We start from the raw sequence: 26,169 nt of genomic DNA on the forward strand, positions 1-26,169 counted from the left end.
ACGAAACCCCTCAAGACTGATAACCAAAATACGCTGCCTCACGGCAACGCGTCACAGGTGGCCGGATACCCCGGAACAGGTGGCCGGATGTTGTCGGAATAGGTGGCCGGATCCTCCGGAATACGCACGCGCCTTAGCTGCCTCGGGCTGGATTATCGACGCCGCGAATAAAAGGTTTGATATCTATAAGTGGAGTTCCGTTAACAGCATCAATCGCATCGACCTGTATCCACCCGCGCGCGCTGTCCATATAGGTAATCGTGACAACGCCCAACCCAATCGGGTTGGGTCTTGCGGGCGAGCGTAGCGCGAACGTGCCTGCCCCCTCGGGTTTGTGGCTAGGTGCTTGCCGCAGCAGATCGCGCGGGGCATCCGACATCCAGTATAGCAAAACAACCGCCATGCCGGGCGCCAAGCCGTCAAGCGCCGGGACCAGTTCGGGACGAAGATGCAAAGCTCCGGCCCCGCCACGCGCCCGCGCTGCGCCAAGGTTCTTGGGGCAATCCTCATGCGACCACGGGCTTTCAATATGGCCGATGAAGCTGACGCTGACATCGCCCACCAAGGGCGCAGGCAAGCGCTGCTCGCCCGGACGCAGCGTGCCACGCCCGCTCATTCCGTGCCTTGCCCCCGGAACCCGGTTGCGACGACGTATTTCTCGGAGCTGTCGGCGCGGCTGGCAGGGGGTTTGACATTGGCGACCTTGCGAAAATTCTGCTTCAGCAATTGTTGCAACTCGGCCTCTGCGCCGCCTGCCAAGACCTTGGCAACAAAGGTGCCGTTCTCGTCCAGAACGTCGAACGCGAAATGCGCGGCGGCTTCGCACAAAGCCATGATGCGCAAATGGTCCGTCTGTTTGTGCCCGGAGGACGAGGCCGCCATGTCCGACATCACCACATCCGCCGTGCCGCCCAACCAGTCCTTGACCTGCGCGTCCGCGCCCTCGTCCAGAAAATCGAGCACATGCACGGTGGCACCGGCCAGTGGCTCCACCTCTTGAATGTCCACGCCCAGCACAGTGCCGGTGCGTTTTCCCTTTTTCTCGCCCAGAGCGTTGACCCGCGCCACGGCCACTTGCAACCAGCCACCCGGCGCGCAGCCCAGATCGACCACCCGCGCGCCCGGAACCAGAAAGCGGTATTTGTCGTCCAGTTCCAGTAGTTTATAGGCGGCACGGCCGCGGTAGCCGTCGCGCCGTGCAGCGGCCACATAGGGGTCGTTCAATTGCCGCTCCAGCCAGCGGGTGGAGGATAGCTTGCGCCCGCGCGCGGTTTTCACCTTGACCTTCAGGTCGCGCTGGCCGCGTCCGGATGTATTTTTGCCCGTCATATTGAAACTCTCAATTCTGCGCCAGATCGAGCGCGCCGTCGCCGCTCATCTGCGCGTATAGCAGCCCTTCGCGCAGGCCACGATCGGCGACAGACATACGCTCCGTGGGCCAGACACGCATCAGTGCGGTCAGGATCGCGGCACCCGACATGATCTGCGTGTGCCGTTCGCGCCCGATGCGCGGGTCTTGCCGCCGCCCGATGGGCCCAAGCGCCAGATATTCACGGATCACGCTATCCACCTGGGTGGAATTCATGACCAGCCCGTCAACCTTGTTGCGGTCGTAGCGTTTCAGGCGCAGGTAACTGGCCGCCACGGTCGTGATGGTGCCAGAGGTGCCGATGATCTGGAAAGCCTTGTGGGGCGTTGTGTCGGCATAGGGGGTGAAGGCCTCTAGCTGTTCTTCGAAATACCAGCTCATCAGCGCGAAGCGCGCGGCGTCGTCGTCCACATCTGCAAAGTAGTCCTTCAGCGTCGCCACGCCCAAGGGCACGCTGATCCAGTCGACCACGCGCGGTTTGTCGGGCAGAGGGTCACGGTTGAACGCGCCTTTATACATCGACAGGATTGCGTTGCGTCGTCCCTCTGGTGCGACGCGCGACAGGTCAATCCACACAAGTTCGGTTGACCCGCCGCCAATGTCGATGACCAGAAGTTGTTCTGTATCTGCCGCCACAAGCGAGGCGCAGGACACGACCGCCAGCCGCGCTTCTTCCTCTGCGGTGATGATATCCAGCCGCAAGCCGGTTTCGCGCTGCGCACGGCGGATGAAATCTTGGCTGTTGCGCGCGCGGCGGCAGGCTTCGGTTGCCACCAATCGCATTTTGCGCACGTCATGCCGTTCCAGCTTGGACCGGCAGATGCGCAAGGCCTGAAGCGTGCGCTGCATGGGGCGGTGCGACAGCAGGCCAGAGCTTTCAAGCCCCGTACCAAGCTCCACGGCCTTGGAAAAGCTGTCCACAACTTCAAATTGCCCGCCCTTGGGGCGCGCAATGAGCATACGACAGCTATTGGTTCCCAAATCCAGCGCCGCATAAAGCTGCGCAGGTTTGGGGGGGCGCGGGGCCTTTGCCGATGTCCGGCCCGCTGCATGTGCGGGGCCATGGTCTGGTGTCAGGGGCGTACCCGCGCCTGCGGGACGCTGGGGCGTCATCTTTCGCCCTCCAATTCATGTTAGGTGCAACGTAGTCCAGCGCCGCCCCCCGTGCAAGGCTTCTCGTGCAAGGGGCGCGGGGTCGCGCGTGCGGGGTGCAAGGTCGGTTTTCGCATCGGCTGGTGCGTCGTGCCGCGCTAGAAAGAGGACAACAAGGCGCAAGGCGGATGGATCATGGCACAGCTAGTCGTTGTATATTGGCGCGATATTCCGGCGCAGGTGATCGTCGGCAAGGGGCGGCGCGCGCAGAAAGTGCAGCTTTCCGAGCGGTTCGAGCAGGCGATTGACCGTTGCGCGATGAAGGTTGGCGCGAAAGACGCCGACGCGTATCTGGCCGACTGGCGCAAAGCTGATCCGGTCGAGGTCGCTGGCAGCGATGAAGAGGTCGCAAGCGCCACGGCGGCCGATCTGGAAGCGACGTATGACGCTGACAGACTGCGCATGTTGATTGGCAATGACGGCTGGGCATAGGCGCAGGTCGTGGCAGGGTTCAAGCTTAGGGAGAGCATTATGGCGCTATTGAATTTTCGTCGCCCCGTCGAGACGGTTGCGCCGCAGAACGGGCAGGTCGAGGCCCTGATGCAGGGCTTCTCGCTAGAGGTCATGCCGCGCACTGCCGAGAAAATCGACGATTTCCGCGCGTTGCTGCCCTTGGGCACGCGGGTCTACATCGCGCATATCGAAGGCACCCCGATTGCCGAGATGGTCGCCACTGCCGCACGCTTGCGCGCCGAGGGCATGGAACCGATGCCGCATTTCCCGGCGCGTATCATTCATGACCGCGCGGAACTGGCCGATTGGGTCGGACGCTACCGCGATGCGGGTGTGCGTCAGGCACTGATGCTGGGCGGCGGGGTTTCCACCCCGGCGGGCAGCTATGACAACTCCATGCAGTTGCTGGAAACGGGCTTGTTCGACGGGTTCGACCGGCTGCATGTAGCGGGCCACCCGGAGGGCAACCGCGATATTGAACCTGCCGGGCAAGAGCGGATCGTGATGGACGCGCTGCGATGGAAGCAGGACTTCGCGCGCAGCACGGGCGTTCAGATGGCGATTGCGACTCAGTTCGCGTTCGAAGCCCAGCCCATCATCGCATGGTGTGACCGCCTGCGGGACCAAGGCATCACCTTGCCCGTGCATCTGGGTGTGGCCGGGCCTGCCAAGCTGCAAACGCTGATCAAATTTGCCGTGGCCTGCGGTGTCGGTCCGTCGCTGAAAGTGCTGCAAAAGCGCGCCAAGGACGTGTCGAAACTGCTGTTACCGTTCGAGCCAACGGAACTGGTCCAGGCGCTGGCCACGCACAAGGCCGCGCATCCCGATTTCGCGGTCGACCGGCTGCATTTCTTCCCCTTGGGCGGCATAAAGACCAATGCCACCTGGACCGCGACCCATGGCGGCGCCAGCGCGCGCCCCGGTCTGTAACCCTTAGCATCTGGAACGCTTATGACCCGCACTGTCATCGAATCCGCCACCAAGACCGTTATTATCGGTTTTGACGAACCGTTCTGCGTGATCGGCGAGCGCATTAACCCTACGGGCCGCAAGAAACTGGCGGCAGAGCTGGAGCTGGGCGATTTCTCGACCGTCGAGCGTGACGCGTTGGAGCAGGTCGCCTGTGGTGCGACGGTGCTTGATATCAACTCTGGCGCGGTGTTTTCCAACAAGATGGCCGAGGATCCGCGCTACGCCGACAACAACTTTGTCGAGCCGCCGCTGATGCGCGATCTGTGCGCCAGGGTGCAGGCCTTGGTAGATGTGCCCTTGTGCATCGACTCTTCCGTGCCCGCCGCGCTGCTGGCCGGGCTTGAAACCTGCAACGGTCGTCCCTTGCTGAATTCGGTCACGGGCGAAGAAGAGCGGCTGGAGGCGATCTTGCCGCTGGTCAAGAAGTTCAACGTGCCGGTGGTGGCGATTTCGAATGACGACACCGGAATTTCTGAAGACCGGGATGTGCGCTTTGCGGTTGCCAAGAAAATCGTCGAACGAGCGGCGGATTACGGTATTCCCGCGCATGATATCGTGGTGGACCCGCTGGTCATGCCCATCGGGGCAATGGCGACGGCGGGGCATCAGGTGTTCACGCTGGTGCGCCGGTTGCGCGACGAACTGGGCGTGAACACGACTTGCGGCGCGTCGAATATCAGTTTCGGGCTGCCAAACCGGCATGGTGTGAACGCGGCGTTCTTGCCGATGGCGATTGGCGCGGGCATGACGAGCGCCATCATGAACCCCGTGCGCGCGCAGGAAATGGAAGCGATCCGGGCGGCCAACCTGCTGATGAACCATGACGCGAATGGCGGCGCATGGATCGGGCTGACCAAGGTTATGGACGCGATGAAGGACGGCGCAAGCTTTGCCGAGGCCTCTCGCGCGGCGATGGATGCGGGCGCGCGCACCGGCGGGCGCCGCGGCGGACGACGCGCACGCGGCTAAACCGGACTATCCAAGAACACAAAAACCCGCCCGAGTGATACGGGCGGGTTTTCTAATGTGCTCGGGCGAGTTGCTCAGCTTGCGCTGGCCGCGCCTTTTTTGTTTTCGGCGTAGATCAGCAGGGGCGAGGCGTCCGATGTGACGGCTTCGTCATTGACGACAACCTCGCTGACATTGTCCAGACCCGGCAGGTCGAACATGGTGTCGAGCAGAATGTCTTCCATGATCGAGCGCAGACCGCGCGCGCCGGTTTTGCGGGCAATCGCGCGTTTTGCGATAGCGCGCAGCGCCTCGTCGGTGAAGGTCAGGTCCGACCCTTCGATATCGAACAGTTTTTGATACTGCTTGACCAACGCGTTCTTGGGTTCTGTCAGAATGGTGACAAGCGCGTCCTCGTCCAGATCGGTCAGGGTTGCGGTCACGGGCAGACGGCCCACGAATTCCGGGATCAGACCAAATTTCAGCAGGTCTTCCGGCTCCAGCGTTTTAAGCCGCTCGCCGATGCTTGTCTGGGTTTCGTCCTTCACGTCGGCGCCAAAGCCGATCGCCGACCCTTTGCCACGCTGCGCGATGATCCGGTCCAAACCGGCAAACGCCCCGCCACAGATGAACAGAATGTTCGTGGTGTCCACTTGCAGGAATTCCTGCTGCGGATGCTTGCGCCCGCCTTGAGGCGGCACGGCGGCCACGGTCCCTTCCATCAGCTTCAGCAGCGCCTGCTGCACGCCTTCGCCCGACACGTCACGGGTGATGGACGGGTTATCGGATTTGCGGGTAATCTTGTCGACCTCGTCAATATAGACGATGCCGCGTTGCGCGCGTTCGACATTGTATTCGCTGGCTTGCAGCAGTTTCAGGATGATGTTCTCGACATCTTCGCCGACATAGCCCGCTTCGGTCAGCGTGGTGGCGTCTGCCATGGTAAACGGCACATCCAGAATGCGCGCCAATGTCTGCGCCAGCAACGTCTTGCCGCAGCCGGTCGGGCCGATCAGCAGGATGTTGGATTTTGACAGCTCAACTTCGCCGGATTTGCCGGAATGGTTCAGCCGCTTGTAATGGTTGTGCACGGCTACGGACAGCACCCGCTTGGCCTGCTCTTGCCCGATGACGTAGTCATCCAGAACATTGCAGATTTCGCGTGGTGTCGGCACACCATCGGTGGTTTTCAGCCCGCCGGACTTGGTTTCCTCGCGGATGATATCCATGCACAATTCGACGCATTCATCGCAGATGAAGACGGTCGGGCCTGCGATCAACTTGCGGACTTCGTGCTGGCTTTTGCCACAGAAGGAGCAGTAGAGCGTGTTCTTGCTGTCGGTTTCGGAAGTCGGCATCACTCACCTCTGCGGTCTTGTCGATAGGATAGCTTGTCGGACGGGTCATTTCCTGACCTTCTTATGACAAAGCCTAGGTCACTCGGGCGGCAGGGACAATGCAAAACTGCATTGTCCTGTGTGTTTGGGCCGGAATGCATTATGCCCCGGCGGCATCGGCACGCGACGTGACGATATCGTCGATCAGGCCCCAATCCTTGGCCATTTCGGCGGTCATGAAGTTGTCACGTTCCAACGCGTCTTCCACTTTTTTCAGGGTCTGGCCGGTATGGTGAACGTAGATCTTGTTCAGCCGCTCTTTCAGTTCCAGAATCTCGCGGGCGTGGATGGAAATATCGGTCGCCTGCCCCTGAAACCCGCCGGAGGGCTGGTGGACCATGATGCGCGAATTGGGCAGCGAGAAACGCATGTCCTTTTCGCCTGCTGCCAGCAACAAAGACCCCATGGACGCCGCTTGTCCCACGACCAGCGTGGACACTTTAGGCTTGATGTACTGCATGGTGTCATAGATCGACAGGCCAGAGGTGACGACACCGCCCGGGCTGTTGATATACATGGAAATTTCCTTGGACGGATTTTCCGCCTCGAGGTGCAGAAGCTGCGCCACGATCAAGCTGGCCATCCCGTCATGCACCGGGCCGGTCACAAAGATGATGCGCTCCTTCAACAGGCGCGAGAAAATATCGTATGCGCGTTCGCCCCGGCTGGTCTGTTCGACGACCATGGGAACGAGGTTCATGTAGGTTTCAATAGGGTCTGTCATTGCGCCTGCTTTCATCCTTGACCTGCTACGGTCCGTGATACCCGAGATTGGTTGATTGAATCTTAGTGCTGCGCTGGGAGCGCCGCAAGGGGCGGGGGGAAAGATTGCGGCTCAGGTCGCGTCCGGCGACGCTTCGAAAATCGCATCTATCATCGCCTGATTGCCGCGTGACATCTCTAGCGGGCAGGCAAACGCGGCACCTGTTTCGGCGCTCGTGGCGAAATTTTCCAGCATCAGGGCGTATTGGTTCACATTGTTGAACCGTTCCATATGCAGCCGGTCTTGCGCCAGCCATTCCACGCGGGTGTCGCCATACACTGCGCCGTTGAACGGGGCGGACAGTTCTATCCAGCCATCCTGCCCATGAAAGATCATGTGCTGGCGGCGTCGTTGCATCATGCCGCAGTAAAACGACATGGTGAACTCAGGAAAATCAGCCCAGACACGGGCGAAGATATCGACGCCGTTCTGATACCGGATGTCAGAGCGCAGGCGCACGGGTTCTGCCCCGGTCGCCATACGCGCAGCGATGGAGGGATAAACCCCCACATCGCGCAGCCCGCCACCGCCTTTGGTCGGATCATGGCGGATATTGCCCGTGTCGCGGTTTGTGTAGGTAAAGCATGCCTCTATATGTTCCAGCCGCCCGATCACGCCTTTGGATAGCAAGTCGCGCACGCGGTCCCATTGTGGGTGGTGGGCGACCATGAAGGCCTCTGCAATAAGTTTGCCGGTGGCGTCGCGCGCGGCGATCAGGTCGTCGATTTGCGCTGCATGCAGCGCGATTGGCTTTTCGCACAGCACGTGCTTGCCTGCTTGCGCCGCGCGGATGGACCAGTCGACATGCATATCGTTGGGAAGCGGGATATAGACTGCATCAACTTCGGGGTCCGCCAACAGCGCCTCGTAGCTGGTATGCACGCGCAGGGCAGGGGCGAGGGCCTGGAATGGCGCCGCCTTTGACGCGTCCCGCGTCGCCAGCGCTGTCAGTTCTGCCCCGCGTGCCAATTGCATGGCTGGCGCCAGATCTGTGCGCGCGATTTTCGCGGCCCCGAGTATTCCCCAACGCATGATCGTCCCCCCTGTATGGCGGCGCTACCATATCGGTCATAGGGTCACGCGCAAGGGGCGCAGGCCATTGACGCTTGCGTGACCGGCGGCTAGGGCATGGCGCAAGCTATAGGATGGTCGCAGATGAACCTCTTTACCGAATTTCGTGCCTGCGTTCTGGACGCGTTGCAGGCGTTGACGGCCCAAGGCGCACTGCCGGACGGGCTGGAGTTTGCCAATGTCACCGTAGAGCCGCCGCGCGACCCTGCGCATGGCGATATGGCCACGAATGCCGCGATGGTGCTGGCCAAGCCTGCGGGTCTGAAGCCGCGCGAGATTGCCGAAGCCTTGGGCGCGCAACTGACCTCGGACCCGCGCATTGCCAGCGCAGAGGTGGCGGGGCCGGGCTTTTTGAACCTGCGTCTGGACAATTCGGTCTGGGCAGGCGTGCTTGGCACCGTGCTGGACCAAGGCGCGGCATTCGGACGCTCGACCATGGGGCAGGGCACCAAGGTCAATGTCGAATTCGTGTCGGCCAATCCCACGGGCCCCATGCATGTGGGCCATGTGCGTGGCGCGGTTGTGGGTGACGCGCTGTCGAACCTGCTGGCCTATGCGGGCTTTGACGTGACGCGCGAGTATTACATCAACGATGGCGGCGCACAGGTTGATGTATTGGCACGCTCTGCCTTTGAACGCTACCGCGAGGCGCATGGCCGCTCGCCGGAAATTGCTGAAGGGTTGTACCCCGGCGAATACCTGATCGAAGTGGGCGAGGCGCTGAAAGCCGAATTCGGGGAGCAGTTCCTTGACCAGCCGGAATCCGTTTGGCTGGAAACCATCCGCAATTTCGCGACCGAGCGTATGATGGGCATGATCCGCGAGGATCTGGCCGCTTTGGGCGTGCGGATGGATGTCTATTCGTCCGAAAAGGCGCTCTACGGCACCGGAGAGATCGAGCGTGCCATCGACCGGCTGCGCCAGAAGGGTCTGATCTATCGCGGCACGCTGGAGCCGCCCAAGGGCAAAACCCCCGAGGATTGGGAGCCGCGCGAGCAAACTCTGTTCCGCTCTACCGCGCATGGCGATGACGTGGACCGCCCGATCATGAAATCGGACGGGGGTTGGACCTATTTCGCGCCCGATATTGCCTATCATTCCAACAAGGTAGATCGCGGGTTTGACCTGCTGATCGACATTTTCGGCGCCGATCATGGCGGCTATGTAAAGCGGATGAAAGCGGCTGTGGCGGCACTGTCTGACAACCGTGTTCCGCTGGAAGTGCGGCTGATCCAGTTGGTCAAGCTGTATAAGAACGGCGAGCCGTTCAAGATGTCGAAACGCGCCGGCACCTTTGTGACGCTTCGCGACGTGGTCGAGGAGGTGGGCGCGGATGTGACCCGCTTTGTCATGCTGACGCGCAAGAACGACGCGAGCCTTGATTTCGACTTTGCAAAAGTGCTGGAGCAGTCGCGCGAAAACCCTGTGTGGTATGTGCAATATGCCAGCGCGCGCGTGCAATCGGTGCTGCGCAAAGCGGATGAGATGGGTGCAGGTGACACCTCGCCCGACCTGTCGGGCCTGACGCATGACGCAGAGCTTGCGCTGATCCGCAAACTGGCGGAATGGCCGCGCATTGTAGAGCTTTCCGCCCGCGTCTACGAGCCGCACCGCGTGGCAGGCTATCTGTCGGAACTCGCCGCCGAATTCCACGCGCTGTGGAACCGGGGCAATGACACGCCCGGTTTGCGTTTTGTGCAAGAGGGCGATCATGCCACAACGGCAGCCAAAACCGCGCTTGCGCGGGCGACTGGTGTTGTCATTGCGAACGGACTTGCTATTCTTGGCGTTGCCGCAATGACAGAGATGCGCTGAAAAGGCTGCATTTTTCGCGGGACGAAACGCGCCTGCCGTGGTATCGTGGCAGGACAGACAAACTATAAGCGCAATAATGCGCAGTTTTCGGCAGTGTCGGGCAGACATCTTGCCAACATGATTACACAGGATGGGCGTGGGGTATTCCCCGTGCCCAGCATGAGGCAGGTATGGGTGAGAGCAGATATTTCGCTGCACATGGCGCTCGTCCCCATGATGGGCATGGGCGGGATTCATGGGCGCGGCCAAGTGGTCAGGCGCCTGATTTGTATGATGATGCAGCATGGCAAGATGCTCAATGGGCGGGCCATCAGGCGGGCTATCCCGACCCCTATGCCCCTGCGCCGCCGCATGAGGATTTTAACCCGGCTCTGGGTGGTGCCCATGCGCGCAGCTATGAGGCGCCGCACCCCGCCTACGCCCCGCATCCGCATCCTGCCCAACACGACTATCAGGGCTATTCCCGTAGCGATCCCCGTGCCTATGCCAGCGCACCCGCGACCTCTGCACCGCCGGTGTCGCTGACAAGTGTCGCGCAGGGTATTGGCGCAGTGCTGTCCCTTGCGCTGCTGGTTGGCGGCGGGGTCTGGACGTGGCAGATGATGCAGCGTGACGTGTCGGGCGTGCCGGTTGTGCGGGCGCTGGACGGCCCGCTGCGCGTGGCACCCGATGATCCCGGCGGAACACAAGCCGCGCATCAGGGCTTGTCTGTGACCGAACTGGCCGCCGATGGGGCCACGGACCTGCCAAATGAAATCGTGCTGGCACCGGCCCCGCTGGACCTGAATGAAGACCTTGGCAACACGGCAAACGCAGGTCGGCCCGAGACTCCGCAACAGGACATGCTGATCGAAATCGGTCTGCCTGCACCAGAAGCCGACGACATTGCCGAAGCAGACCCCCTCGGGCTTGTCCGCCCCAACCGCTATGCCGTGACACGTTCGCCAAGACCCGCGCCGCGAAGCGCACGCGGCTCGGCGGCTGCATCTCCGCCCTCTGACCAGACCGCTGAGGCGGATTCCGCGCTGGCGGCCGCGATTGCCAATTCGGTTGCCGCCGATCTGTCTGGCGGGCGCAGCGTCGATGTCGACCCGGCCAGCATTGGTCCCGGCACCCGTCTGGTGCAGCTTGGCACCTATGAAAGCGCCGCGGACGCGCGCCGTGCTTGGGACGGCCTAGTGCAGCGTTTCAACCCGCTGCTGGATGATCGCGGTCGCGTCATAGAGGCTGCGCATAGCGGCGGATCAGTATTCTACCGGCTGCGCGCGCACGGCTTTAGCGACGAGCGCGATGCACGCCGCTTTTGTGCTGCGCTGATCGACCAGCGGCTTGACTGTATTCCGGTCCTGATCCGATGACATCCACGCCGCACGCTGTCATCTTCGGATGCGCGGGCACCCGGTTGAGTGCGGCGGAAAAGCGGTTTCTGGCACGGGTGCAACCCTGGGGCGCGATCCTGTTCGCGCGCAATGTGGATAACCCGGCGCAGCTATCTGCGCTAAGTGCAGACTGGCGCGACACGGTGGGGCGCGATCTGCCAATCATGATTGATCAGGAGGGCGGGCGCGTGCAGCGCATGGGACCGCCGCATTGGTCCGGTTGGCCGCCTGCGCTTGATCAGTCCCGTCATGCACGTGATCCGGTGCGCGCGATGTATCTGCGCGGGCGTCTGATCGCGGCGGAACTGCGTGCGGTCGGGTTGGATGTGAACTGCGCCCCGCTTGCCGATATTGCGCGGCCGGAAACCCACGCCATCTTGCATAATCGCTGCTACGGCGAAAGCGTTGCACAGGTCGTGGCCAATGCCCGTGCCATGGCGCAGGGCCTGCTTGCAGGCGGCGTTATGCCGGTTGTGAAACATATGCCTGGCCACGGGCGCGCGACACGCGACAGCCATCTGGACCTGCCTGTGGTGGACGCGGCGGCAGAATTGCTGCACACGCAGGATTTTGCAGCCTTCGCGGCGCTTGCAGATATTCCCATGGCGATGAGCGCGCATATCGTCTTTCCGGCATTCGATGCCGCGCGTCCGGCGACCACATCACCGGCCATGATCCGGCTTATCCGGGACGAGATCGGCTTTGATGGCGTGCTGATGACAGATGACCTGTCCATGCAGGCCCTGTCTGGCACCATGGCAGAGCGCGCCCGGGCCGCGCTCGCGGCCGGGTGTGATCTCGTGTTGCATTGCAATGGCGTGGCCGATGAAATGGCACAGGTCGCAGATGCCTGTCCGCCCCTGTCGGGCCAAGCCCTTGCGCGTACCGCCCGGGCGATGGTTCATCGCGTGGCGCCTGACGAAGCCGATCTTGCCGCATTGCATGCCGAATACCGCAGACTGTTACCAAAGGAGCCTGCATGAGCCTGGAGCCATGGGATGAATTGCGAACCGCGCTTCAGGTGGCACGCGCCGGCACTGTCAGCGGGGCCGCACAACGGCTGGGCGTGCATCATGCCACGGTGATCCGCCACATCGACGGGCTGGAAGACCGCTTGGGCGTGAAGCTGTTCCAACGCCACGCCAAAGGCTACGCGCTGACCGAAGCGGGCCGCTTGCTGACCGACAGTGCGGCTGATGCCGAAGCACGGTTCGACAAGCTCGCCGCACGGTTGCAGATGCTGCAAAGCGGCATCGAAGGCGAGCTGTGCGTGACCACTGTGCCGGAATTGTGCGATATCGTGCTGCCGGTGCTGATGGACCTGCGCACCCGCCACCCGTTGCTTGTTCCTTGCCTGCGGGTCGAAGAACGGCTGGCGCGGCTGGAATACGGCGAGGCGCATCTGGCAATCCGCGCGGGCGCGCGCCCGCAAGAACCCGACAATGTGGTGCAGCCGCTTGGTGTCTTGCCAATGGCGCTCTTTGCTGCGCAAACCTATGTTGATCGCCACGGGCTACCTGCGGCTGACGGCGATCTGTCAGAGCATGACGTGGTGACGGTGGAACCCGGTGCAGCGCGCGCTCCGTTCGATCGATGGATGGAACAGCACGGGCGTCGCGTAAGCTTGCATAGCAACGACCGCACGACGCTGCTGGCCGCGATGCGCGCAGGGCTTGGGCTGGGCTTTGCTCCCGCATGCCAGCAGATTGACGGCTTAATTCAGGCCATGCCGCCGCGCCCCGATTGGCAGGCAGAACTATGGCTTGTCACCCATGTCGATTTGCACCGCAGCCCCAAGGTTCAGGCCACGGCCACGGCCCTGAAAGACCACTTTGCCATGGTCGCCGCCGAAAGCCGTTGATCCGCGCGGAAAATCGGATTTTCCGGTTGCGGCGCTCCGAATGTATCATTAGACGGATCGACGGAGACGTGGCCGAGTGGTCGAAGGCGCTCCCCTGCTAAGGGAGTAGGCCCGGAAGGGTCTCGAGGGTTCGAATCCCTTCGTCTCCGCCACCACTTTTGCGCATCCTTCTGATATTAAAAACAAAATTGATTGATGCTGTGACCGCATCCCCCAAGCCGTCCCCCACAGTGACACGGACTGACCCGGAACAATTTGGAAGACTTGAGGCGACTTAAAGGCTACCATGAGAGCATTTTCAGTGAATTCGCGGCGGCCATGACAAAAGGGAATGCAGCAGACACTTTCGAGGGATGGGTTTCAGTTGGGCTCCTTCTCCTGCCTGGAATTCCGCTGTGGTTCTTCTGGGATGAGCTTCTGAGATGGTCTGGGGGCTACGGCGAAACCGTCGCAGGTGTCGTTATCTTCCTCCAAGCTGCGTCACTGTTGCTCCTCAGACCGCCGCTGATGCGCCGCATTCAAGACCTGTCGCGTTGGCTGGACGCTCGCCGAAAGAAACAACGCCCCAATTACCTGGACGAAACGAACCCGGCCCTCACAGGCCTTCAAGATAGTCTGCGCTCCGTGCCAGAAACGCGCGTTCGTGAGTTGACGGCTATAGGCGATGATCTTGCGCGACAGGATCGAGAACAGAATGTTCGGGTAGCTTTGACCCAAATGATCGACAAGCAATCCTTAGCCAATTCTTCGAAGATGCGGTTCTTCCTAGTGGACCGCTCCATTCCCGCCTTGGAGCCCGAACCCGGCTCCATGCTGCTGCTGGGCTCGGACGGAACCTGGTCGGACATATCCCCGTCCGAGGTTCTCGCCGATGAAGGCTCGCCCGAGGTGTCCGAGGAGATTTTCGTCTCCGTCGTGGCCCGGCTCGGCGGTTCCATGCCCCGCGAGTCCTGATCGAATAGCCTGCGCCATCCTGATAGACGGGCTCAATCTCCACGAAGCTTTTCAGCCCGCCATTTCGCCCAGCGCTGCCGTTGACTCTCGGCTATTCGTTCGCGGCCTTCTGGCGTCTTTGGTCCCGTAGATGCTCCGCCGTGAAACCTGCATCGCTCTTTTCCGGGTAGCGCTTTCGCCTTGCAAGGCGCTCCCTTTCGGGTGGTTGCACCACAACGGCTCTCCGGCAATTTTTCGGATAAAGCCCCAAAGCGCCCTAAGACCCCACCCCGCGTGCGCGCGAAGTCGGGTAAAAAAGTCGTCTTCATAGAAGCCCTACAGCTCTGCATTGCGCCTCGGTGACATGACCTTCTGAGACCAGCTCACGCGCCTTGTGTGCACTCACTCCTGTGAGCAAGTAGCGCTTACCGGTCTTGATCGCTTCAACTTCCATTTCCATTTTCTTCACGGCCTTCTTTGGCAAGGTTTTTTTAGGGTTCTTTTTGGGTTCGGGCGCATCCCGTGCGGGGTTGACCGTCGTCACCTGCGGGGGCTGGGTGCCTGCTGTGCTGGGGTGCACCACATGCGGGGGTGCATCCGTTGCCGGAGGCAGCGTCAGGCGATATAAGTTGCATCCCTTCGGTCCAGCATTTCTCTCGACGCTGATCAAGCCACGCTCTTCGAGCTCCCTTAGCACGCCCTGCACCTTTCTGACCGAACAGCAGACGTCGTCGGCAATCTTCTGGACACTGGGCCAGCAAACGCCGGTCCGTTTGTTGATTCGATCCGCGAGCCGCGCCAAGACATGGCGCTCATAGGTGCATGCAAGGTCCAGCGCATAGACAGCGCTCAATAGGTCGTTGGACATGTGGAGGGCTTCGTGAACGCGTTATGCATTGCGCTGCTGACGGCTTTCGAGCCAGTCACCAATGTCGCTTTCTCGCCAGGCAACGAGGCGCGCACCCAGCTTCACCGGCTGTGGAAATTCGCCTGCGCTGATCCAAGCATAAATCGTCGATCTGGAAAGCCCGGTGCGGGCTTCGACCTCAGGGCGGCGTAGCAGTTTTTCGGCCATTTTCGGTTCCTTTCGGCTTGAGCAAGTCACAGCCAGATCATGAAGAACTGGCGAGACGCCGAAAAACCTCAAAAGGCGATCATTTCTGAGTGCGTTGAAAATGGCGCTGAACGTAACCATTTAGCAGGCTCTTGAATTTCTTTTGGCCCCGACGGGCATGGGTTCGGAAAGTGGACTCGTTTTCCAATAGCTCGGGGTCAGCCTCGACACAGAAGTCTACCGCTTTTTCAAGGCCAACGCCCTTTGCACACATCATGGCATAAACCTTGCCGAAGGCTCGTAGCTCCTTTTCAAATTGGGCCATAGAAGCGGGCCTTCCCTTTTTCTTCTCACCACGCACAATACGCGCGGCAATATCTCTCGCCTCCGGTGTCTCCAAACCATTCGTTTCTAGTAAGCCTGCCAACGGCTCTGTTTTGCCATCTTGAGCTGCTCGAATTGCCGCGAACTCGTCGGAATGACGCGCTTCATGCTCAAGTTCCCAAATCAGCGCGTCACGCAGCAGAGCTACACCCTTGTGATCGTTCATCCCGGCGCACCGAGCTTCACAACGTTATCGACCTGCACTGCCTGGCCACCCAGGAACCCGGACCAATCGGCCATCATGGCGCGCCGCCTGTCGAGCATGTCGGATCGCTGATAGGCCCGCTCCACTTCCGAGCCAATGAAATGGGCCAGAGCGATTTCGGCCATGTCACGGGGATAGCCCCGTTCAGCCGCCCATTGCCTAAAGGTCGAGCGCAGCCCGTGCGGCACAGCTGGACGCTTGCTGGCCGGGTCTAGGTATCCTTGGTCGCCCGCCTTCTCCTGTGCCGCCTGCATGCGTCGCATGACGGCGGAAATGGACATGTCCGACAGCATCCCGCCGCGAGGCGCGAAGAACACGAAAGGAGAGCCATTGAGGCGCGGCAGGCTTGCCAGCAAGGCCGCTGCTTCGTTAGGGAGCGGAACGCGGTGCGGCCTGCCGTTTTTCATGCGCGAAGCCGGGATCGCCCAGACGGCCCGTGTCGCAGACGTCGCAAGCGTCGCATCTCCAAGGTCGATTTCGTCCCACATCATGCCCCGCACCTCGCCGGAGCGGGCGGCGGTCAGGGTCAGAAACCGCAGCGCCTTCGCGGCCATCCCCTCGCGTTGGGCGAGGTCGTCCCACCAGCGCGAAACATCCGCAAGAGCAAGTGCCGGTTGATTGTCCGACTTCGCCACCTTCGCGGGCTTGGGCAGCATTTCGGACAGGTTGCCCCGCCACCGTGCCGGGTTGTCCCCCGCGCGGTGCCCGGCCACAGTCGCCCAGGACAGCACGTTCTCGATCCGGCCCCGCAGACGGGAGGCGGTTTCGGTCTTGGTCTTCCAGATCGGCTCCAGCACGCGCAACACGTCCTGCACAGTGATATCTGAAACCAGCTTTGGCCCCAGTATCGGGGCGGCGTAGGTGTCCAGCGTAGAACGCCACTGTTTGCGGTGCTTCTCGTTCCGAAACTCTGACAGCTTGGCCGTCAGGTAGGTGTCCACTGCATCGGCGAAACGCATGCCCTCGCGCGCTTTGCGCTTGTCAGCCAGTGGATCGCCGCCCAGCATCGCCTTGCCTCGGTTTTCGAGCGCCAGTCTGCGCGCCATCGCCAGCGGCACGGCAGGCGGACTGCCAAGACCCAGCTCACAGCGCTTGCCGCGAATGACGATGCGCTGAACCCATTGCCGCGCGCCGTTCTTGGCGACCCTCAGAAAGAGGCCTTGTCCGTCGAAGTATTTGCCCGGCTCTGCCACCGTCTCCACGAAACGTGCCGAGAGCGCCTTTTCCGGTGTTCGGATACTCTCACGTGGCATATCGTCCCCCATTACATCCCCCACGACTTCGTGGATCGACTAGGATTATGCCGGAACATGACGCACAAAGGAAGGTGTTAAGCGACTAGTAAAACGAGACATTTAGGGAAGTTCACGGAAGACGTGGGAAACTAGCATGGCGGCCTTCGTCTCCGCCACTTGCCCTTTAGAAACGGTTCTCCCGATCCGGCTGCGGCCGGATTTTTCCGTTAGTTTGGGGGGTTATGCGGGAGAAGCTAAACACCGGCCCTAGTAGGCGGAGTGCTCAAAGCATTCTCTCCGGGCCGATATTCTCCGGACCTCATGACTGCGCCGATTTGGTGTTTAGGTTGTAAGTCGTTGGGGTGATGCGATTTTTTGTCGGTGCCGCTAAGCACTCCGACGCCGGTCGCGTTCGTAAAATAGGCCTCAGATCCAAACCTCGCCGTCTGGGGTTAGCAGACTTCATACAAAGCCTTTGGGCTCCACCCGCTTCTCATTATTGGATAGGTGGGTGGAACCCAGCCATTGACAACGGCTCTAGTTCAGCTGCGAGTAGCAGCCGAACCGGTTTGCGCCGCCTTGTCGGCATAGGTCGCCGCGAAGATCGTCTCCGAGAGCCATTTCTTGAACGATGGATTGTCGCTGAACTGTTTGAACAGCTCGGTATGGTCCGTCAGCAGCTCGATGACAGCGCGCTCCAGTGCCTTGTCATGCTCAATGCGGGCGTTCTGCTTGTCCGAGTTCTGCATCGCATTCTGGTAGGCCTTGTCCGCCGCAACCTTCGTGGGGAGTTCCTCAGCGATCACCTTCCCGATCTTGTCGGCGTCTTTCCAATCGATGTTGCCGAACATCTCGTTAAACGTTTTCAGAATGTTGCTCAGCAGGTCCAGTTCCGGTTCAGGCTTGCGACCGCCTCCGCCCAACGGCACAGGTCCGATTTCCGCGTCGGCATCGGGAAGCGCAATCGCCATTGTCGCCTGCGCCTCGACCCGGTAGCTGTCCATGTCGATGGCTTCGAGGATGCCCTTCGAGAGATCCTGCTCCTCAGGCGCCGGCAATTTCGGGGTGAGGAAGTTCAGAAATATCGAGAGCTTCTCCCATTCCGCATTCGTGTAGGGCAGGATGGCCGCGAGGAATCCATAGGTGCGCGTGAAAGCCTTCGCCTTGCCCTTAAAGTCTACCTGCCCATCTTCATCCAGGTCGGCCTTGTATACCGCGACACAGGCGTCGAGGATGGGGTCGAGCTTGTCCCGGTCGGCGCCACCGAGATAGAGCGCCACGAGGTCCTCCACCTGCTCCCAGGAGTAGGCTTGGTAGCCGTCGAGCCGCGCTTTCAAGTCGTGCAGCTTGTTCGGATCGGTCTCTTCGCTCAGGATCGTCGTGCGGTAATAGTCCTCGAACGACGCCTTGATGCCATCCACATCGTTCATGAAATCCAGCACGAAGGTGTCGTGCTTCTGCGGATGTGCCCGGTTCAGGCGTGACAACGTCTGCACGGCCTTGATGCCCGACAGCGTCTTATCCACGTACATCGTGTGCAGCAGCGGCTCATCGTAACCAGTCTGGAACTTGTCGGCGACGATGAGGAACCGGTATGGGTCCTTCTGGATCGTCTCCTCGATCTTGTTGCTCGGAAAGCCATTGAGCGACGCCTCGGTCACCTTCTGGTCGCCGTATTCGTGCTCTCCGGAGAAGGCAACGATGGCCTGGTAGGGGCTCTTTCGCTCCTTCAGATACTCCCCGAAGGCGTGAAAATACTGGATGGCGCGGTGAATTCCGCTGGTCACCACCATGGCGCGCGCTGCTCGGCCGATTTTGCGATGGGCCATCACCTGGTCGTGGAAATGATCGACCATGATCTCCGCCTTCTTGCGGATGGCATGGTCATGGGATTCGACATAGCGCCGGAGCTTTTTCTGCGCCCGCTTGGCGTCGAACTGCGGATCGTCCTCCACCGTCTTCATGAGCCGGTAGTAGCTCTCGACCGGCGTGTAGTGCTTGAGCACGTCGAGGATGAAACCCTCTTCGATGGCCTGCTTCATCGAATAATTGTGGAATGGGACGTGCCTGACTTTCCCGCCCTCGGGGACCGCCGTGCCGAAAATCTCCAGTGTCTTGTTCTTGGGCGTAGCGGTGAAAGCGAAATAGCTCGCGTTCGGCAGCACCTTCCGCGCTTCCATCAGTCGGTTGATGGTGTCCTCGACCGTTTCCTCTTCTTCCTCGGCGCCGTTCGCGGCGAGTGCGATGTTCATCTTCGCCGAGGTCCGGCCGCCCTGGCTGGAATGCGCCTCGTCGATGATGATGGCGAAGGTTCGCCCGCGATGCCCGTCCCCGATCTCATCCAGGATGAACGGGAACTTCTGCACCGTGGTGATGATGATCTTCTTGCCCTGCTGCAGAAAGGTCCGCAGCTGCTGCGACCCTTCGGTCACCGCTCCGACGATGGAAGACACCTGTGCGAACTGCTTGATGGTGTCGCGGATCTGCTTGTCGAGCACGCGGCGGTCGGTGACCACGATTACGGTGTCGAAGGTCGGCTTGCCACCGGTCTCCAGCCCGATCAGCTGGTGGCCAAGCCAGGCAATCGAGTTGCTCTTGCCCGAACCTGCCGAGTGCTGGATCAGGTAGCGCCGCCCGGCGCCCGAGGCCTCGGCATCCGTCAGCAGCTTGCGCACGACGTCGAGCTGGTGAAAGCGCGGGAAGACCTGCTTCGGCGGCTTCTTCTTTCCCCGCTCGTCCGTTTCCTCGACCACCTGCGCATAGTTTTCCAGGATGTCGGTGAGGTTGCGCTTGGTAAGGACCTGCTTCCACAGATAATCGGTCTTCAGGCCATGGGGGTTCGGCGGGTTCCCCGCGCCGTCGTTCCAGCCCTTGTTGAACGGCAGGAACCAGGACGCCTTGCCCTTCAGGTGCGCGCACATCCGCACCTCGTGGTCGTCCACGGCGAAATGGACGACGCAGCGGCCGAACTGGAACAGCAGCTCCTTGGGATCGCGGTCGCGCTTGTACTGCTCAATCGCGTCCTCGACCGTCTGCTTGGTCAGGCTGTTTTTCAGCTCGAACGTTGCCACGGGCAGGCCGTTGATGAACAGCGCCACGTCGAGCGACAGCTTGGTCGCATCCTTGGAATAGTGCAGCTGGCGGGTGACGCTGAAGACGTTGGCGGCGAACAGCTCCTCGGCCTTCACGTTGCCGGGGGTCGGCGTGCCGAAGAACAGCTCGACCGAGCCGGGGCCGTGCTTCACGCCGCCCCGCAGCACGTCGATGACGCCACGCTTTGCGATCTCGCCTTGCAGCCGGTGCAGGAACTGCAGCCGCTTCGGTCCGTCCACGCCGATGCCGAGGGCTTCGACGGCCTCCGGCTGCGTGGCGTTCAGGAAGTCGAACAGCTTCGCCAGGTCGACGGCATGGTCCCGGTCGAAATCCTTCGAGTCCCCGGCGACGTAAACCGCCTCGTCGATCAGCGAGCGGACGATGAGGGCTTCGAGGCCTTTTTCGCTGGTGTCAGTCGTCGGCATCGGCCCCCTCCATCACCTCGGCGTCGTCGCTTTCCAGTTCTTCCTCAAGCGTGTCGTCCTCGTCGGCGATCGGCTCGTCTGCAGGTGCGGCGATCTCGATATGGCGCACGTCCAGCTTGCCGGTGACGACATCGGCAATCAGGCGCTCGCGGTATTCTGCTATCAGCGCGATCTCATTTTCAGTCCGGCTAATTGCATTGGTGAGCGTGCTGGTTTCCGACGCGATTGAACTCAGCATTGTTTCCTGCTCGTCGGGGCTCGGAGGAAAGGCAATGCGGAGATTGCCGATGAAGCCCCACTCGGCACGCGGCATCTTTGCTCCGAAGGTTGAGCTATTCACGATGTCGATTACTGTTTTCGAGCAGAGCTTGACCTCTAGAAATTTGGCGCTTGGTAAGTCTTCTATAGGCCGCAGAACCAAGAACTCTCCGACACAGACCCCGGATTGCTGCGGCCGCGTCACCTTTGCGAGGTAAGGACGGAGCTTGCCGAAAAGCACATCGCCAGCTGCAAACCGCTTCACCTGACTGTCAAAAGCTATGTCGTCGCCTGGTGGTGTGATTTCACCCGTCCAGCTCTTTACATGCTCAAGCGCGATGTAGGTGTCCCCATCGCTGAGAGAGTTCGTTTGCTCGGTGACGTTGCGAACCAGTGTTTTCAACCGCTTGACCTCCCAATGCGCCGGAACCTCAGGCATCCAGTCGATGCCGGTGGGCTTCATTGGGGCATTGGGGTCGAGGCCGCGCGTGACGGCCCGGTTGATGATCGCCTGCTTCTGCTCGGTCAACAGCCCGATCAGCCGCCGCTTGTTGCGGATCAGGCGGCGGACTTGCACTTCCTTGGCGTGAAGGAAGGCAACCATGCGCTCCTGCTCCTCGCGCGGCGGGCAAGGGAACGCGATGTCGAGGAACTTGTCGGGATAGAGCCGCAACCGCGATGCCCGAATGCCGGTCGAGCGGCAGATGTACTCCCACCTCAGCATCGGCGTGCGCAGGAGGTAGTCGACGTACTCGGGTAGGAAGTCCTCCGAGTTCAGGGGTCGATAGACGCCATAGGCCGGGCTTACGATCCCCACGTTCTTCGAGACGCCAAGCGCCGACATCCACGCCCACATCGTGTTGATGACCACGTCGTTCGGCCGCGCCACCTTGTGGCCGACGTAGGACTCGGCCTTAAACATTGTCACGTTCTTCTGGCTGCGCGGTGTCACGCCGGTGGTGTGGGAGACTGAAAGCAGCTCCTCCTCGCCAGTCCGCGAACGCTCGTCGATTTCGCGGAAGAAGTACTTTCCGCGCTTCTCCTGCCAATGCGCCGGGATCTCACCGAGCCAATGAACTCGCGCGGGTCTATATGTCGGATATGCTGCTGGCGACTGCTTCGGTTTCGCCTCGACGGCGGGATTGGCTTGAATATCCATTTGGCCCTTGGCGATCATCGGCTGGTCGAAAAGCGAGGGTTGCGGCAGGTCGCGCGGCGGTGGCGGTGCAACCGATCGCGACGGGTGCGGCTCGATCCCGACCGGCTGGGAGGCTCCGTCGGCGGTGCAAATCACCTCGATCGGCCGCTGGAACAGAAGAAACTCGGGGATCGCCAGGGGCTCTACGGCGTGCAGGCTCTCCGCCTCAGCGCCCTTCAGCTGCTCGCGAAGCTCCATCAGCAGGCGGCCCAGCACGTTCATGCCGACGAGCGAACCGTCGTCGGCCACCTTCGCGCCCCAGAAATCATCTTTGCGAGACTGCTCGACGATGGGGCGGTCCTCGGTTGCCAGCAGCAGCCTGCCGAACTCGCGCCAGTTCTGCGCCAGCTTCACCCGAAGACACCAGCGCATGATCTTCACGCGCACCGCGTCCCAGTCCGGCCGCGAGTCCTTGCGGAACGGCTTGCTGCGCATCTTCGCCGTCATCGGGCTATGCTCGTCGATGATCTTGCGCTGCACGTCCGGCAGATGCGGGAAGCGGCAGGCCTGGTAGAGGGCTTCCGACGTGCGGATGCGAACCCCGTTCACCCGCAGCGGAAAGCCCGGCGCCATGTTCGACAGACCGCCAAACCGCTCGTTCGTCTTCAGGAAGACGACGCTGGCAGAGGGATCATACGTGCGAACCTGGCTGGCTTGGGACATCAGAACACGTCCTTCGCCAGCATCGCCATGAAGCGCTTCATCGACGTGTCGCTGTTGGTCGTCCGCGGGAACAGGGGATGCCAGGGATCGCCGGCCCAAAGTGCTAGGGGCGCGTTGTTCGGGCAGTTCCTGAATGTGACGATTAGCGAGCCGAAGCCAAGCGTGTCGAGGATCATGTTGCCGAGCGGTCGCTGGTACTGGTTCAGGTGCGGGCACATTTGCCGGATGCGCATGCCTGCCTTCAGGAATTCCACTTCCAGAAGCTGGCGGCCGGCATCGCTGGAGAAGATACCGTTCCCGCCGATATGACCTGCGGTGCGCAGATTTGGCGGAAAGCGCATGCCAGCCACATAGGCTTTCACTCCCTCGTCCTCGGGGATCGCAACCGGCCTCAAAACATCTGACGTTGTTGTGTGGGCCTTCCGGTCTTCCAGCTCGATTTCGCGCCACCAGGTCAGGTCAATATTTTTGCCCGCGGCCTTCGCCGCTTCTTTGATTTTGCCGTTGGCGTAGTACTGGCCGCCGCTATGCAGCGCGATCGTGATGACGTGCACCTTCGCTTCGGCCGGAGCCTGCTCAGCGATCCATGTTTCGAGATCGCGCCTGACACGGTTCCCGGTGAAGATGGCGTCATCCAGATAGACGAAAGCGTGGGGTGCAGCGCCGCAGTCGGCAGCTTCAAACCCGCACTTTTTCTCCAGCACCTTGCTGAACAGCGCGAGCATCTCCTTCTGGCTGGCGCCGCCGCCCTGAATGTCAAGGAACTTCACGCCCTTCCAGAAGGCGCATGGGTCCTCGCCGACGAGCTTTTCGGTTTGGAACAGTCCGGCCAGGAACTTTCTCGTCCCCTTTCGCGAGAAGTAGGTGTGCTTGAGGACGTGGTCCATCTCGCGCAGGATGGGGATTTGTACTGCTGCATCGAACTGGCTGATCCAACGCTCGACCCGTTCTGGTGTCGGTACTTCCCCGTCGGCTTCCCGGTAGTCGGCAGTTGTAGCTGCAATCGACGCCAAAAGGTCATCTCGTTCAGCCATATATAATTCCTCCGCGCTGGCATCGCTTCCAAGCTCCACCAAAGAAGCCCTCGCGATAAGTATTGATGTTTTGCACTGCCGGCATGCTCATCGGCCTCCAGTGAGCACTTCTTCGAACAGTCCTTCGGTTTCCTGTTCGAGCGCTCTGATGTCAGCTTCGATCTCCTCGAGAGTCCGAAGCGGCTGCGGCTGGTAAAAGTGCCGGGTGAACGAGATTTCATAGCCGATGAGCGTCTTCGACGGGTCGATCCATGCGTCCGACGCATGAGGCAGAACCTCGCGGCGAAAGAAGGCCTCGATGCCCCCATCTTCGAGAAAGGGCACCTGCTCAGTGTCTCTCAACTCGGTGTCCGGCTCGTATTCCATGATCGCCTTCTTGCCGTCGACGGCCCTATGGTAATTGCCGTACAGGGCGTCGGTTTCGGCATCAGCGCCCGGCTTGATCTTGGACACCTTCTTGATCACCGGTTCCGCTCCAGGATCTTTGATGCCCAACCCTGCCACCAGGAGCTTTCGGCGTTTTGCTGTCATGCGGACGCCGTGCTTACTCGCGACAGCTTCGGTTTCTTCGGTGAAGTGGTTGAAATCGAGATGGGGGCCTTCGCCCAACCGTTCGGTCACCTCTTCCAAAACGCTAATAAGGGGCTCTTCAGCGGCCTCGGCACACACCTTGGCGAAGCGGCGCTGTGTGCTCGCCGACAGTTCAGCCTTCAAGCGCAAGGGCCGCTCGACCGTCACCTTCCAATAGCCGAACGCCGCGTTGGGGAAGATCTTCGACTGCTCGCTTTCCTCGCTATAGAGGAAGCTATCGCAGATGTGCTTGATGTCGTCCGGCCGGAGAATGCAGTTCTTCTTGCCGAGGTTTTTCCGCAGCGGTTTGAACCACGCCGTCGCGTCGATCAGTTGGACTTTGCCCTTGCGCGACTCTGCCTTGCGATTGCTGAGCACCCAGATGTAGGTCGCAATGCCGGTGTTATAGAAGATGTTGAGCGGCAGCGCGATGATGGCTTCGAGCCAATCATTCTCGATGACCCAGCGCCGCACATTGCTTTCCCCGGATCCCGCGTCGCCTGTAAACAGAGATGAGCCATTGTGGACCTCAGCGATCCGGCTGCCAACCTTGGTGGCCCTCTTCATCTTGCTCAGCATGTTGGCTAGAAAAACCATCTGGCCATCGCTGGAGCGCGTGATCAGGCTGTACTCGGGATCGCCACCGTGCTCGATCACGAAGCGGGGATCTTTGATATCCTTCTTGCCGCCGAGCCGGTCGAGATCGGATTTCCAGCTCTTGCCATAGGGCGGGTTCGAAAGCATGAAATCGAATTCGCTCGATGGAAATGCATCACTGGAGAGCGTCGAGCCATATTTCATGTTTTCGGCTTCGGCGCCTTCCCCCTTGAGGATGAGGTCCGCCTTGCTGATGGCAAAGGTCTCAGGGTTGACCTCCTGTCCGTAGAGATGAACCGACACCTCTTTCTCATGATCGGCTGCCAGCTTGACCAGCGTCTCTTCCGCCACGGTCAACATGCCACCCGTGCCGCAGGCACCATCATATACAAGATAGGTACCCGACTGAATATCATCCGCGACCGGCATGAAAATCAGGTACGACATGAGCTCTACCACGTCGCGTGGCGTGAAGTGCTCTCCGGCCTCTTCGTTGTTCTCTTCGTTGAACCGCCTTATCAGCTCCTCGAAGATTGTTCCCATGGAGTGGTTGTCGAGCCCCGGCAGACGCACTCTTCCGTCTTGGTGCAAAACTGGCTTAGGGCTGAGATTGACTGATGGGTCAAGGAACTTTTCGATTAGGAATCCTAGCGCGTCCGCCTCGACAAGCGTCGGAACCTGATTCCGGAACTTGAACTTGTCCAGCACTTCCTGGACGTTTGGGGAGAAGCCGTCGAGATAGGCCTCGAAGTCTGACTTCAGCTGCTGACGACGTGCGCGCGCAGTAAGGTCGCGAAGTCGGAACTGCGAAGTGTTGTAGAATGCCTCGCCAGACGCTTGGCAAAGAGCTGCATGCTGGTTGGCGACGCCGGCATTGTCCAGCTGCCCCTTCATGGTCAGCACGGCATCCTTTGTAGGTTCAAGTACGGCATCGAGACGACGAATAACCGTCATTGGCAAGATCACATCCCGATATTTGCCTCGAACATATACGTCGCGCAGAATATCGTCAGCGATGCTCCATATGAAATTACTGATATTTAAATCGCTCACTCGTTTGTCCTCAATTGTTTTTTTGCGCAGCTTCTTTTTGCAAATCGATCCAACAGTCGAGGTCCGATCTCTTGAAGCGCCATGCGCCAGCGACTTTAAAACCAGGTAGTTCACCACGTTTAGCGAGCCGATAGACGGTCTTCTCGTCGACGTTCAGATAGCCAGCCACATCTCGAAAGGTCATGGCTTGCTCAGCTGCATCCGTCATCATTGCGCCCCTCCAGTTTTTCAGAGCATAGCAGGGCAAACTAGGGCAAGCCAGTCCAGATGAGCCCAGGTTGTTCGCG

At 60.7% G+C, this 26,169-nt stretch carries 24 protein-coding genes and 1 tRNA gene; 9 read left to right on the forward strand and 16 right to left on the reverse strand.

Translation table 11 applies throughout. The features are described 5' to 3' along the window. Positions 1-133: 133 nt before the first annotated feature. From ROE7235_RS12790 to ROE7235_RS12800, 3 genes are read right to left on the reverse strand one after another with little or no spacing between them, the layout of a single operon-like run. Entirely contained in the window at positions 134-616 is a 483-nt protein-coding gene (locus ROE7235_RS12790; RefSeq protein ID WP_121095923.1) for a TrmO family methyltransferase domain-containing protein, read from the reverse strand. Beyond that, complete coding sequence (locus tag ROE7235_RS12795) at positions 613-1,329, reverse strand: RlmE family RNA methyltransferase (RefSeq protein WP_121095924.1); 717 nt, start codon at positions 1,327-1,329, stop codon at positions 613-615. The genes ROE7235_RS12790 and ROE7235_RS12795 overlap by 4 nt, the downstream gene beginning before the upstream one ends. 10 nt (positions 1,330-1,339) lie before the next feature. After that, entirely contained in the window at positions 1,340-2,482 is a 1,143-nt protein-coding gene (locus ROE7235_RS12800; protein ID WP_121095925.1) for a Ppx/GppA phosphatase family protein, read from the reverse strand. A 174-nt stretch (positions 2,483-2,656) separates the two neighbouring features. Here ROE7235_RS12800 and ROE7235_RS12805 point away from each other — a divergent pair, with 174 nt between their 5' ends. From ROE7235_RS12805 to ROE7235_RS12815, 3 genes are read left to right on the forward strand one after another with little or no spacing between them, the layout of a single operon-like run. After that, positions 2,657-2,953: a virulence factor gene (locus ROE7235_RS12805; protein ID WP_121095926.1), complete on the forward strand. Its 297-nt coding sequence runs from the start codon at positions 2,657-2,659 to the stop codon at positions 2,951-2,953. Positions 2,954-2,992: 39 nt separating this feature from the next. Further along, positions 2,993-3,904, forward strand: a complete 912-nt coding sequence (locus tag ROE7235_RS12810; RefSeq protein ID WP_121095927.1) for a methylenetetrahydrofolate reductase — start codon at positions 2,993-2,995, stop codon at positions 3,902-3,904. 21 nt (positions 3,905-3,925) lie between these two features. Then, a complete protein-coding gene (locus tag ROE7235_RS12815; RefSeq protein ID WP_121095928.1) occupies positions 3,926-4,915 on the forward strand; it encodes a methyltetrahydrofolate cobalamin methyltransferase in 990 nt (329 codons plus the stop codon). A 74-nt stretch (positions 4,916-4,989) separates the two neighbouring features. Here the strand turns inward: ROE7235_RS12815 and clpX are convergent, their stop codons facing one another. The 3 genes from clpX to ROE7235_RS12830 form a co-directional block, all read right to left on the reverse strand. After that, on the reverse strand, positions 4,990-6,252 hold the full coding sequence (clpX, locus tag ROE7235_RS12820; RefSeq protein WP_183073505.1) for an ATP-dependent Clp protease ATP-binding subunit ClpX: 1,263 nt from the start codon (positions 6,250-6,252) through the stop codon (positions 4,990-4,992). Positions 6,253-6,391: 139 nt separating this feature from the next. Further along, complete coding sequence (locus tag ROE7235_RS12825) at positions 6,392-7,015, reverse strand: ATP-dependent Clp protease proteolytic subunit (protein ID WP_121095947.1); 624 nt, start codon at positions 7,013-7,015, stop codon at positions 6,392-6,394. A 111-nt stretch (positions 7,016-7,126) separates the two neighbouring features. Beyond that, positions 7,127-8,086, reverse strand: coding sequence for a Gfo/Idh/MocA family protein (locus ROE7235_RS12830; RefSeq protein WP_121095930.1), 960 nt, complete (start codon positions 8,084-8,086; stop codon positions 7,127-7,129). Positions 8,087-8,209: 123 nt separating this feature from the next. Between ROE7235_RS12830 and argS the strand changes: the two genes are divergently transcribed. The 6 genes from argS (at position 8,210) to ROE7235_RS12860 (ending at position 14,134) form a co-directional block, all read left to right on the forward strand. Continuing rightward, positions 8,210-9,940, forward strand: coding sequence for an arginine--tRNA ligase (gene argS / locus ROE7235_RS12835; protein ID WP_121095948.1), 1,731 nt, complete (start codon positions 8,210-8,212; stop codon positions 9,938-9,940). Positions 9,941-10,206: 266 nt separating this feature from the next. Continuing rightward, a complete protein-coding gene (locus ROE7235_RS12840) occupies positions 10,207-11,298 on the forward strand; it encodes an SPOR domain-containing protein (RefSeq protein ID WP_183073506.1) in 1,092 nt (363 codons plus the stop codon). After that, positions 11,295-12,302, forward strand: a complete 1,008-nt coding sequence (gene nagZ / locus ROE7235_RS12845; RefSeq protein ID WP_121095932.1) for a beta-N-acetylhexosaminidase — start codon at positions 11,295-11,297, stop codon at positions 12,300-12,302. Before ROE7235_RS12840 ends, nagZ begins: the two co-directional genes overlap by 4 nt. Continuing rightward, positions 12,299-13,180, forward strand: a complete 882-nt coding sequence (locus ROE7235_RS12850; protein WP_121095933.1) for a LysR family transcriptional regulator — start codon at positions 12,299-12,301, stop codon at positions 13,178-13,180. Before nagZ ends, ROE7235_RS12850 begins: the two co-directional genes overlap by 4 nt. A gap of 62 nt (positions 13,181-13,242) precedes the next feature. Then, positions 13,243-13,332 (forward strand) — tRNA-Ser (locus ROE7235_RS12855). Positions 13,333-13,435: 103 nt separating this feature from the next. Next, positions 13,436-14,134: a hypothetical protein gene (locus ROE7235_RS12860; RefSeq protein WP_147434211.1), complete on the forward strand. Its 699-nt coding sequence runs from the start codon at positions 13,436-13,438 to the stop codon at positions 14,132-14,134. Between the two features lie 32 nt (positions 14,135-14,166). On the opposite strand, the gene ROE7235_RS20825 is transcribed toward ROE7235_RS12860, so the two are convergent. The 10 genes from ROE7235_RS20825 to ROE7235_RS12910 all read right to left on the reverse strand — a co-directional run bounded on the left by ROE7235_RS20825 (position 14,167) and on the right by ROE7235_RS12910 (position 26,093). Beyond that, positions 14,167-14,463: an HGGxSTG domain-containing protein gene (locus tag ROE7235_RS20825; RefSeq protein ID WP_306418875.1), complete on the reverse strand. Its 297-nt coding sequence runs from the start codon at positions 14,461-14,463 to the stop codon at positions 14,167-14,169. Next, a complete protein-coding gene (locus tag ROE7235_RS12865) occupies positions 14,439-14,981 on the reverse strand; it encodes a helix-turn-helix domain-containing protein (protein ID WP_121095935.1) in 543 nt (180 codons plus the stop codon). The genes ROE7235_RS20825 and ROE7235_RS12865 overlap by 25 nt, the downstream gene beginning before the upstream one ends. A 21-nt stretch (positions 14,982-15,002) precedes the next feature. Beyond that, the gene (locus tag ROE7235_RS12870) at positions 15,003-15,188 is read right to left on the reverse strand and encodes a helix-turn-helix transcriptional regulator (protein WP_121095936.1); all 186 of its coding nucleotides are present in this window, start codon (positions 15,186-15,188) and stop codon (positions 15,003-15,005) included. A 79-nt stretch (positions 15,189-15,267) separates the two neighbouring features. After that, a complete protein-coding gene (locus ROE7235_RS12875) occupies positions 15,268-15,717 on the reverse strand; it encodes a hypothetical protein (RefSeq protein ID WP_121095937.1) in 450 nt (149 codons plus the stop codon). Next, positions 15,714-17,009 carry a tyrosine-type recombinase/integrase gene (locus ROE7235_RS12880; protein ID WP_245963963.1) on the reverse strand — a complete coding sequence of 432 codons (1,296 nt, stop codon included), beginning with the start codon at positions 17,007-17,009 and terminating at the stop codon, positions 15,714-15,716. Before ROE7235_RS12880 ends, ROE7235_RS12875 begins: the two co-directional genes overlap by 4 nt. Positions 17,010-17,533: 524 nt before the next feature. After that, positions 17,534-20,509: a type I restriction endonuclease subunit R gene (locus ROE7235_RS12885; protein ID WP_121095939.1), complete on the reverse strand. Its 2,976-nt coding sequence runs from the start codon at positions 20,507-20,509 to the stop codon at positions 17,534-17,536. Further along, positions 20,496-22,628, reverse strand: coding sequence for an NADAR family anti-phage protein (locus tag ROE7235_RS12890; protein WP_220669567.1), 2,133 nt, complete (start codon positions 22,626-22,628; stop codon positions 20,496-20,498). Before ROE7235_RS12890 ends, ROE7235_RS12885 begins: the two co-directional genes overlap by 14 nt. Further along, complete coding sequence (locus tag ROE7235_RS12900) at positions 22,628-23,662, reverse strand: phosphoribosyltransferase-like anti-phage protein (protein ID WP_147434212.1); 1,035 nt, start codon at positions 23,660-23,662, stop codon at positions 22,628-22,630. Before ROE7235_RS12900 ends, ROE7235_RS12890 begins: the two co-directional genes overlap by 1 nt. Before the next feature lie 87 nt (positions 23,663-23,749). Continuing rightward, a complete protein-coding gene (locus ROE7235_RS12905; RefSeq protein ID WP_121095941.1) occupies positions 23,750-25,882 on the reverse strand; it encodes a type I restriction-modification system subunit M in 2,133 nt (710 codons plus the stop codon). A 10-nt stretch (positions 25,883-25,892) separates the two neighbouring features. Beyond that, positions 25,893-26,093 (reverse strand): helix-turn-helix domain-containing protein, encoded by a 201-nt coding sequence (locus tag ROE7235_RS12910; RefSeq protein WP_245963964.1) that lies wholly within the window; start codon positions 26,091-26,093, stop codon positions 25,893-25,895. Positions 26,094-26,169 lie beyond the last annotated feature (76 nt).

This window comes from Roseinatronobacter ekhonensis (genome assembly GCF_900499075.1).
GTDB lineage: Bacteria > Pseudomonadota > Alphaproteobacteria > Rhodobacterales > Rhodobacteraceae > Roseinatronobacter > Roseinatronobacter ekhonensis.